Annotated in this window: 11 protein-coding genes; 8 read left to right on the plus strand and 3 right to left on the minus strand. The window is 72.6% G+C overall.

The window, feature by feature from the left end:
• The first annotated feature begins 55 nt into the window (after window positions 1–55).
• Genes E1166_RS09160 through E1166_RS09170 form a run of 3 tightly spaced genes read left to right on the plus strand, consistent with a single transcriptional unit; the run spans window position 56 to window position 920 of the window.
• A complete protein-coding gene (locus tag E1166_RS09160; protein ID WP_208418639.1) occupies window positions 56–184 on the plus strand; it encodes a DUF4244 domain-containing protein in 129 nt (42 codons plus the stop codon).
• Window positions 181–549, plus strand: a complete 369-nt coding sequence (locus tag E1166_RS09165) for a TadE family type IV pilus minor pilin (RefSeq protein ID WP_132337520.1) — start codon at window positions 181–183, stop codon at window positions 547–549. Before E1166_RS09160 ends, E1166_RS09165 begins: the two co-directional genes overlap by 4 nt.
• The gene (locus E1166_RS09170) at window positions 546–920 is read left to right on the plus strand and encodes an Rv3654c family TadE-like protein (RefSeq protein WP_132337522.1); all 375 of its coding nucleotides are present in this window, start codon (window positions 546–548) and stop codon (window positions 918–920) included. The genes E1166_RS09165 and E1166_RS09170 overlap by 4 nt, the downstream gene beginning before the upstream one ends.
• 191 nt (window positions 921–1,111) lie before the next feature.
• Here E1166_RS09170 and E1166_RS09175 read toward each other — a convergent pair whose 3' ends face one another.
• From E1166_RS09175 to E1166_RS09185, 3 genes are all read right to left on the minus strand, one after another.
• A complete protein-coding gene (locus E1166_RS09175) occupies window positions 1,112–1,690 on the minus strand; it encodes a hypothetical protein (protein WP_132265946.1) in 579 nt (192 codons plus the stop codon).
• A gap of 127 nt (window positions 1,691–1,817) precedes the next feature.
• A complete protein-coding gene (locus E1166_RS09180; RefSeq protein ID WP_132265949.1) occupies window positions 1,818–2,024 on the minus strand; it encodes a hypothetical protein in 207 nt (68 codons plus the stop codon).
• Window positions 2,025–2,300: 276 nt separating this feature from the next.
• Window positions 2,301–4,724: a DEAD/DEAH box helicase gene (locus E1166_RS09185; protein WP_243710257.1), complete on the minus strand. Its 2,424-nt coding sequence runs from the start codon at window positions 4,722–4,724 to the stop codon at window positions 2,301–2,303.
• Between the two features lie 140 nt (window positions 4,725–4,864).
• Between E1166_RS09185 and E1166_RS09190 the strand changes: the two genes are divergently transcribed.
• The 5 genes from E1166_RS09190 to E1166_RS09210 form a co-directional block, all read left to right on the plus strand.
• Complete coding sequence (locus E1166_RS09190) at window positions 4,865–5,221, plus strand: STAS domain-containing protein (protein ID WP_132265951.1); 357 nt, start codon at window positions 4,865–4,867, stop codon at window positions 5,219–5,221.
• Window positions 5,218–5,655 (plus strand): ATP-binding protein, encoded by a 438-nt coding sequence (locus tag E1166_RS09195; protein WP_088977081.1) that lies wholly within the window; start codon window positions 5,218–5,220, stop codon window positions 5,653–5,655. Before E1166_RS09190 ends, E1166_RS09195 begins: the two co-directional genes overlap by 4 nt.
• 312 nt (window positions 5,656–5,967) lie before the next feature.
• Window positions 5,968–8,328, plus strand: a complete 2,361-nt coding sequence (locus E1166_RS09200; RefSeq protein ID WP_132337524.1) for a sodium-translocating pyrophosphatase — start codon at window positions 5,968–5,970, stop codon at window positions 8,326–8,328.
• Between the two features lie 95 nt (window positions 8,329–8,423).
• The gene (locus E1166_RS09205; protein ID WP_132265959.1) at window positions 8,424–8,966 is read left to right on the plus strand and encodes a hypothetical protein; all 543 of its coding nucleotides are present in this window, start codon (window positions 8,424–8,426) and stop codon (window positions 8,964–8,966) included.
• On the plus strand, window positions 8,957–9,600 hold a 644-nt coding region (locus E1166_RS09210), incomplete at its 3' end, for a hypothetical protein (protein WP_132337526.1). The genes E1166_RS09205 and E1166_RS09210, both read left to right, overlap by 10 nt.

The raw sequence follows: 9,600 nt of genomic DNA on the forward strand, positions 1-9,600 counted from the left end.
CACTGTGCGCAGACTCCGTACCCGTATCCGCAGCCGGCTGCGCGGGGACGCGGGCATGAACACCGCCGAGTACGCCGTCGGCACCCTCGCCGCGGTGGCGTTCGCTGGCATCCTGCTCAAGGTCCTCACCTCCGGCAACGTCCAGTCCGCGTTGACCGCCGTGATCGACCGGGCGCTCAAGTGAGCGCGCGCCGGTGGGCCGGTCGCGACCGGGGATCCTTCACCGCCGAGCTGGCGGCCGGCCTGCCGGCGCTGCTCCTGCTGCTGCTGACCGGGGTGACCGCGGTCGAGGCGGTCACCACCAGAGCCGCCTGCCTGGACGCGGCGCGGGAAGCGGCCCTCGCCGCTTCCCGCGGCTCGGACGGCAGCACGGCCGGCACCCGGATCGCCCCACCCGCCGCGACGGTCGCGGTGTCGGCCGACGCGGCTCGGGTCACCGTCACCGTCCGGGCTCCGGTCCGGGCGCTCGGTGCCCGACTTCCCCGGCTCACCGTGGAGGCCACCGCGGTCGCCGCCGTCGAGCCGGGCACCCCGGTGAGCCGGCCATGACAGTGCCGGGCGTACGGTCGCGCGACGCCGCCGACCGGGGCGGCGCGACCATCTGCCTGCTCTTCCTCGGATTGGTGTTCGTGCTGGTCGGAGCCTTCGGAGCGGCCATCGGCACGGCCCGGCTGGCGCGGCACCAGGCCCGGGTGGCCGCCGACTTCGCCGCGTTGGCCGCGGCGGGGCAGGCACCGGGCGGGCACGGGCCGGCGTGCCGCGCGGCCGAGGAGTTGGCGGCCGCCAACCGGGCCCGGTTGACCGGCTGCCGGCTGGACGGGCTCGACGCGCTGGTGACGGTCGAGGTACCGGTGACCCCGCTGCCGGGCCTGCACCGGGCGGCCACCGCCATCGCTCGCGCCGGCCCGGTGCGCGGCTGACGGAGACCGGTGGCGCTGACGGTCAGCAATCGGCGCCGGGTGTGACTGCCGACCACACCCGGCACCGGCGACGTGATCGGTGGCGGCTGGGTGATTTCGACATGCCGGGCCTGCTGCCGCTGAGCTGCAAACGATCACCCGGCCAGCCGAGCGCCGACCGGGGTGAGCCGCACCCGGCCGGCGGACGACGGTCAGCGGGCCTGGAGGGCGTCCAGACCGATCGCCATCGCGATCACCAGGCGGCGGTCGATCTGCGGGTTCTGCACCTCGACGACGTACCGGTCGCGCAGCCCCCACTTCTTCACCACGGAGAAGAACGGCTGACCACCGCCGACAAAGTCGAAGTGGTACGGCAGCCAGGAGAGCGAGTCGACGAACCGGCGCAGCAGCGCCACCGGCAGGCTCCGCTCCTGGCCGGTGACCTGCGGCAGGCCGGGCTGCTCCACGTGCCAGGTGGAGCGCAGCAGGGACTGCGCGAAGTCCTTGCGGAACAGGCCGAGCGGGTTGCCCGCGTGGTCGGTGACGTCGTAGGTGGCGCCGAGGTCGACCCGCTGGCGGGCCTTGAAGCCGAGCAGCGGCTGCTGCTTGGAGTCGTCGCGGTAGATGGTCACCTGTTCCTTGAAGGCGAGCCGCTTCTGTTGCGCGAATGCCAGCAGTTCGCCCTCCTGGCCGTCCGGGCCCACGGCGTGGACCTCGTACTGGTTGACCATCAACCGGATCCGTTGCCGGACGTGGAACCGGTGCTGTGCCTGCAAACTGTCGAGCTGCATGGAGTTTCTCCTGTCAAAGGGTGGCCGGAGTGTCGCACGCCGGCGCGCAGAACGACGGCCGCCACGGCAGCACCGAGGAGTCCGTCGTCCGTCGGGGCACCCCGCGTCGGATCGCGCAGCCCGCCGGTCAGCGTCCGCCGTCGACGGTCACCTTCATGGCCCAGGAGTTGAGCACCTGGTGGATGGTGCGTAGGCGCTCGTTGATCTGCTCCAGCCGTTCGGCCTGGGCGAGGTTTGCCATCGCGGCCCCCAACGCGATCTGCTGGTCAGGGGTGAGGTTGTCCTGGTCGATGTTGTAGAGCAGGTCGACGGTCTCGGCGATCGTGTCGGCCATGGCTTCTTCTCCTCGGGCAAGAAGACGACAGGTCGGCGGATCCTGACCGGCGAATCCGATCAATGGAAGCGCTCCCATCTCCTTGCCCACATGCTCTGCCCCTCATGCACCCTTCCCACAACCCGGACCCGCCGGCCACCTGTTGGCCAGCCCTCAACCGGCGAAACCGCCCCCGGAGAGCAGGTACGGCCAGGACGCTGCCGGACGGAAGACAAAACGTGGTCGGGACGCAGACAGCAGGGCGGCCGGGTGCGCGGCCCGGGACGGCAGGCGCGGTTACGGCATCGGCTGGCGCGGCACCGACGCCCCCGAGCCGCCCGCCGGACCGCCCACCGAGCCGTCCGCCGGGGCGGGCAGGTGTCCGAGCACCACGTCCAGGACGCGGACCGCGTCCGGCTTGGACAGCGGATTGTTGCCGTTGCCGCACTTCGGCGACTGCACGCAGGACGGGCAGCCGGCCTCGCAGCCACACTCGGCGATCGCGTCCCGGGTGGCGCGCAGCCACGCCGCCGCCGTCCGGTACGCGCGTTCGGCGAAACCCGCCCCGCCCGGGTGGCCGTCGTAGACGAAGACGGTCGGCGCTTCGGTGTCCGGGTGCACCGCGGTGGACAGGCCGCCGATGTCCCAGCGGTCGCAGGTGGCCATCAGCGGGAGCAGCCCGATCGCGGCGTGCTCGGCGGCGTGCAAAGCGCCCGGGATGTCGGCCGCCTCGACGCCGGCTAGAGCCAGCGACCGCGGCGACACGGTGAACCACACCGCGACGGTGCGCAGTTCCCGCGCCGGCAGGTCCAGCGGGCGGGTGTCGATCACCTCGCCGGAGGCGATCCGCCGTCGCTGGTACGAGACCACCTGGTTGGTCACGTCCACCTCGCCGAGGAAGAGCCCCACCGGTCCGGCGTCGAGGTACGAGCGGACCGACACCACCGACAGCGAGGTGACGTCCCGGGCGTGGGTGGACCAGTCCGGCTCCTCGGCGTGCACCAGCGCGCACCCGTCGGCCAGGTCGAGGGCGTCGACCACGTACGAGACGCCCTGGTGCAGGTAGACCGCCCCGGGGTGGACGAGGACGTGCGACGAGCCGGCGTCCACGGTGCCGAGCAGCCGCCCGGTCGACGCCTCGACCACGCAGACCGGAGCGCCGTCGGAGCCGCGTAGGTCCACCTCGGGCCGTTCCCGGTGCCGCCAGTACCACCCGGTCGGGCGCTGCCGCAGCGCGCCGGCCGTGACCAGGGAGTCGACCGCCTCCTTCGCCCCGTCGCCGAAAAGTTCCAGGTCGGCCGGGGTGAGCGGGGCTTCGGCGGCGGCGCAGGCGAGCTGCGGGGCGAGCACGTACGGGTTGGCCGGGTCGAGCACGGTCGCCTCGACGGGCCGCCCGAACAGCGCCTCCGGGTGGTGCACCAGGTAGGTGTCGAGCGGATCGTCCCGGGCCACCAGCACCGCCAGGGCCTCGTCGCCGGAGCGTCCGGCCCGCCCGGCCTGCTGCCAGAGCGAGGCCCGCGTGCCGGGCCAGCCACAGATCAGCACCGCGTCCAGTCCGACCAGGTCGACGCCGAGTTCCAGGGCGTTGGTGGAGGCGAGACCGAGCAGTTCGCCGTGCAGCAGGGCCCGTTCCAGCTCGCGCCGCTCCTCGCGCAGGTAACCGGCCCGGTAGGCGGCCACCCGGTCGCCCAGTCCGGGCACCGCCTCGTCGAGTGCGCGTCGGGCGTTGGCCGCCACCACCTCCGCGCCGCGCCGGGAGCGGACGAAGGCGAGCGTGCGTACCCCCTCGGCGACGGTGTCGGCGAGCAGGTCCGCGGTCTCCCGCAGCGCCGACCGGCGGACCTGGAGCAGATCGGCGTCGGGGGCGGGCGTGGCGGCGGCCGGCAGCAGCGGCGGCTCCCAGAGCGCGAAGGTCACCCCGCCGCGCGGCGAGGTGTCCTCGGTGACGGCGACCACCGGCAGCCCGGTGAGCCGCCCGGCGGCCGTCGCCGGGTCACCCGAGGTGGCCGAGGCGAGGACGAAGACCGGCGTACCACGAAAGCGCGCGCACTGCCGGCGGAGTCGGCGCAGGACGTGCGCGACGTGCGAGCCGAACACGCCCCGGTAGGTGTGGCACTCGTCGACCACCACGTACGCCAACCGGCGCAGGAAGCCGGACCACCGCGCGTGCCCGGGGAGGATGCCGTGGTGCAGCATGTCCGGGTTGGTCAGCACGAACCGGGCGTGCCGGCGGATCCACTCCCGTTCGGCGCGCGGGGTGTCCCCGTCGTAGGTGGCCGGGCGTACCCCGTCGAGGCCCAGGTCGGCGACGGCGCGCAGCTGGTCGGCGGCGAGCGCCTTGGTCGGGGCCAGGTACAGCACGGTGGCCCGGGGGTCGGCGAGCAGCGTGGCCAGTGCCGGCAGTTGGTACGCCAGCGACTTGCCGGACGCCGTCCCGGTGGCCACCACCACGTGGTTTCCGGCGTACGCCAGCTCGGCGGCCTCGGCCTGGTGCCGCCAGGGGGCGACCACGCCGCGCCCGGCGAACGCCGCCCGCAGCGGCTCGGGGGTCCACCGCGGCCAGGGCGCCGGCTCGCCCGGCCGGGCCGGAACCCGTTCGACGTGGGTGACCGGATCGGTGCCGTGGTGGCGGGCGCGCAACCGGCCCAGCAGTTCCCCGGGCGCCGCCGGCTGCCGGCGACCGGGGCCGGGTCCTGCCGATGCGGTGGCTGCGGGGTTCACGTCCTGCACTTTCATGAGGGTGTTCGGGTGGTGAACGACCGGGGGGATGGGTAAGGAGGAGCCGCCGCCGGTGACCGGAGGTCGGCCCGGCGGGGATGGTTAGATGCCCAGGAGAGTTTACGACTCTCGGAGGAGGACTGATGGAGCTGTCGCTGGCGACCCGCACCGTGGGGGAGCACACGGTGCTTGAGGTCGGCGGTGAGGTGGACGTCTACACCGCACCTCGGCTGCGCGAACGGCTCCTCGAACTGATCGACGGTGGCGCCCGGCAGGTGATCGTCGATCTCGGCCGGGTCGACTTCCTCGATTCCACCGGCCTGGGGGTGCTGGTCGGTGCCCTCAAGCGGCTCCGCTCGGCGAACGGATCGTTCGCTCTGGTCTGCGACAAGGAGCCGCTGCTCAAGATCTTCCGGATCACCGCCTTGGACCAGGTCTTTCCGTTGCACCCGACGATCGAGGCGGCGATCGCGGCCGATCCGAGCGGCGCCGGCGCGTGATGGCCACGGTCCGGCTCTCCTTCTCGCCGGCTCCGGTGCACGTGCGTACGGCCCGCCTGGTGGGGGTCGCGGTGGCCCGCCGGGCCGGGGTGCGCGAGGATCTGCTCGACGAGGTGCGTCTGGCCATCGGTGAGGCGTGCACCCGCGCTGTGGCGCTGCACCGACAGTACGGACTGCCCGATCCGGTGCTGGTGGAGATGTCCGACTCCGGGGCGTACCAGGTGCGTGTGGTGGACCGGGCGCCGATCGAGGCGGGCATCGGCCTGGCCGCGTTGAACGCCGACGAACTGGCCAACGAGTCGCTCACCGACGAGGCACTCACCACGGGCGTCGGGTTCGCCCTGCTCGCCGGCTTCGTCGAGGATCTTCAGGTCCGTCCGGTGGACGAGGGGGTCGGCACCGAGGTCCGGATGGTGTGGCCGGTCGGTCGCTGACCTTCACTTTCCCGTACGAGGTCGTGACCCCACGTGGTCGCGGCCTCGTCGCGTCTCTGGGCTCCCATATCAGATTTTTTCTCATAACACAGTTAGAAATATCATCAGGACACGGTGTGCCCCGGTTGTGACCTCCAACACTAGGCAGGGCTACAGTCTGTGGGTTGTCAGCACGTGAGCCCTCCCGCAACCAGCGGATATGGACGTTGATCATGGTCCGTCGGGGCGGGTTGGCGCGCGTGCGCAACCGCATCCAGGCGCCGGGCAGACGTCCACTGGCCGGCGCGACCGTGTCGGTACAGGAGGACACAGATGTCCGGGACCATGGCCGCCCCCGAAGGCGGCGCGCTGTCCCTCACCGGAGCGAACCTGACGTACGTCGTCATCGCGGCGGTCATCGCCGCGGTGGCCCTCGTCTTCGCCGCGGCCTTGACCAAGGCCGTGCTGGCAGCCGGTAAGGGCACCACCAACATGCAGGAAATCTCCGGAGCGGTACAGGAGGGGGCCTCCGCGTACCTGCTCCGGCAGTTCAGGACGCTGGCGATCTTCGTCGTCATCGCCGTCGTACTCCTCTTCCTGCTGCCGGTGCACGACACCGACGGCAGCGAGGTCGCGGTGAAGATCGGCCGTTCGGCGTTCTTCGTGGTCGGTGCCCTGTTCAGCGCGTTCATCGGCGGGGCCGGCATGTGGCTGGCCACCCGCGCCAACCTCCGCGTCGCCGCCGCGGCGCGCGAGGCGCAGGGCGGGCGCGAGGCCGCCATGAAGATCGCCTTCCGCACCGGCGGCGTGGTCGGCTTCCTCACCGTCGGCCTCGGCCTCCTCGGCGCCGCGCTGGTCGTCATCCTGTTCGAGGGGGACGCCCCGACCGTGCTGGAGGGCTTCGGCTTCGGCGCCGCCCTGCTGGCCATGTTCATGCGGGTCGGCGGCGGCATCTTCACCAAGGCCGCCGACGTCGGTGCCGACCTGGTCGGCAAGGTCGAGCAGGGCATCCCCGAGGACGACCCCCGCAACGCCGCCACCATCGCCGACAACGTCGGCGACAACGTCGGCGACTGCGCCGGCATGGCCGCCGACCTCTTCGAGTCGTACGCGGTCACCCTGGTCGCCGCTCTGATCCTCGGCCGCGCCGCGTTCGGCGAGGCCGGTCTGGTCTTCCCGCTGATCATCTCCACCATCGGGGTGCTCATCGCCATCGTCGGGGTCTTCATCACCCGGCTGCGCGCCTCGGACCGCAACGGCCTGACCGCCATCAACCGCGCCTTCTACCTCTCCGCGGTCCTCTCCGCGGTGCTGGTCGCCGTCGCCGCCTTCCTCTATCTCCCGGCCACCTTCGCCGAACTGGAGGGCGGCCTCACCGGCGTCGACGAGAACCCGCGTCTGGTGGCCATCGGCGCGGTCGTCATCGGTATCGTGCTGGCCGCCGCTATCCAGGCGCTGACCGGCTACTTCACCGAGACCAACCGGCGTCCGGTGCAGGACATCGGCGCCAGCTCGCAGACCGGCCCGGCCACCGTCATCCTCGCCGGCATCAGCGTCGGCCTGGAGTCGGCGGTCTACTCGGCGCTGCTCATCGGCGCCGGTGTCTTCGGCGCGTTCCTGCTCGGCGGCAGCTCCATCACGCTCTCGCTGTTCGCGGTGGCGCTGGCCGGCACCGGCCTGCTCACCACCGTCGGCGTGATCGTGGCGATGGACACCTTCGGCCCGATCTCCGACAACGCCCAGGGCGTGGCCGAGATGTCCGGCGACATCGACGAGAACGGCGCGCGCATCCTCACCGAACTGGACGCGGTCGGCAACACCACCAAGGCGATCACCAAGGGCATCGCCATCGCCACCGCCGTGCTCGCCGCCACCGCACTGTTCGGGTCGTACACCGACACGCTGCGCAGCTCGTATGCCACCGCCGGGGTCGGCGACGTCGGCACCGAGATCCTCAACTCGCTGAACGTGGCCAACCCGCGCAACCTGGTCGGCCTGATCATCGGCGCGGCGGTGGTCTTCCTCTTCTCCGGGCTGGCCATCAACGCGGTGTCCCGTTCGGCCGGCGCGGTGGTGATGGAGGTCCGCCGGCAGTTCCGCGAACTGCCCGGCATCATGGACGGCACCCAGCGCCCGGAGTACGGCAAGGTCGTCGACATCTGCACCCGGGACGCCCAGCGGGAGCTGATGACCCCCGGTCTGCTCGCCATCCTCGCCCCGATCGCGGTCGGGTTCGGCCTCGGGCCGGGCGCGCTGGCGTCGTACCTGGCCGGGGCGATCGGGGCGGGCACCCTGATGGCGGTCTTCCTGGCCAACTCCGGTGGCGCCTGGGACAACGCCAAGAAACTCGTCGAGGACGGCGCGTACGGCGGCAAGGGCTCCGAGGCGCACGCCGCCACCGTCATCGGTGACACCGTCGGCGACCCGTTCAAGGACACCGCCGGCCCGGCGATCAACCCGCTGATCAAGGTGATGAACCTGGTCTCGCTGCTGATCGCGCCGGCCGTGGTGGCGTACAGCGTCGGCGACGAGCGCAACACCCCGCTGCGGGTGGCCATCGCGGTGGTCGCGACCCTGGTCGTCGTCGCAGCGGTGGTGTTCAGCAAGCGCAAGGGCGTCGCCATGGACTCCTCCTCCGGCGGCGGGACCGGCACCGACGCGGGCAACCACGAACGCGCCACGGTCAAGGCCTGATCCTCGGTAGGCAACGGTCCCCGGTCGACCACGTCGACCGGGGACCGTCCGCCTGACCGGTGGCGCGTTTCCCGCGAGGCCGTACGCTGCCTTGCATGCGTACGTGCCGGGCGGCAGCCGCCGGAAGGATCACGGTGGTCCTGGCCACGCTCGTACTCGTCGTCACCGGCTGCGGTGGCGGGCCCAGCCCCCGGGTCTGGGCCGCCTCGGTCTGCGAGGCACTCACCCCGTGGCGGGCCGAGATCAACAAGCTGACCAGCAGCACCAAGCAGCAGATGACCGCGCAGACCACCCCGGCTCAGGCCAAGGAGAACCTGGTGCGGCTCTTCGCCGGCGCGGCGCAGGCGAGCGAGACCGCCCGCCGCCAGGTCGCCGCCGCCGGGGTGCCGGAGACCGAGCACGGGGAGGAGATCTCCCAAGGTTTTCGGACCACCCTGGAGAAGGTGCGGGACGCGTACGGCCGGGCCCGGGACACCATCGACGGGCTCGGCACCACCGAGCCGGCCGCCTTCTACGACGGCGTCAGGGCCACGGTCGAGACCCTGACCAAGGAGTACGACGAGAGTGCGCTGGACACCAGCCGACTCGACTCGGAAGAGCTCAAACAGGCCTTCGACGAGGTCCCGGAGTGTCGCTGACCCCTGCCGACCCCACCCCCCGACCGGTGCGCCAGCTCTCGCTGTTCGGCACCGAGGCCGCGGACCCGTCGGTCGCCGACCTGGCCGGCCTGCTCGCCGGTCCCGGCGAGGTGGTCCGGATGGGGCGCACCGCCCGGCTGTCGATCACGGTCGACGCCGCCTGGCGGGTGCACGTGCTCGTCGCCGAGCTGCGGGCGCGCGGGCTCGCCGCGAGCTGGGAGTCGATTGGGGAGCAGGCGGTGGGCGAACCCGCAGCGCCGCCGCGGTTCGCGGTCCGAACGTCGTACGTCCGGACCCTGGCGCCGCTGGCCACGGCCTGGCTGGCCGGCCACGGGCGCAAGCGGCCCCCCGCCGGCTTCCACCTCAACGGCCGGCGGCTGCGGCTCTGGCTCGCCGGCGCGGGTACGCCCGACCCCACGGGATTCCTGCTCGGGCTGAGCGGGACCGACCGGGAATGGTGGCCGACGGTGCGGTCGGCGCTGGCCGCCGTGGGGCTGCCCGTCGCCGTGCTGGAGGCGGAGGCCGGCGGCCCGGCGTTCCGCATCACGGGCCGGCGACGGCTGGCCCGGCTTGCCGAACTGGTCGGTGAGCGCCCGTCCGCCGTGCCCCCGGAGGTCTGGCCGCCAGCCCCGCC

Origin of the sequence: Micromonospora sp. KC213 (assembly GCF_004348325.1) — a bacterium.
Lineage (GTDB): Bacteria > Actinomycetota > Actinomycetes > Mycobacteriales > Micromonosporaceae > Micromonospora.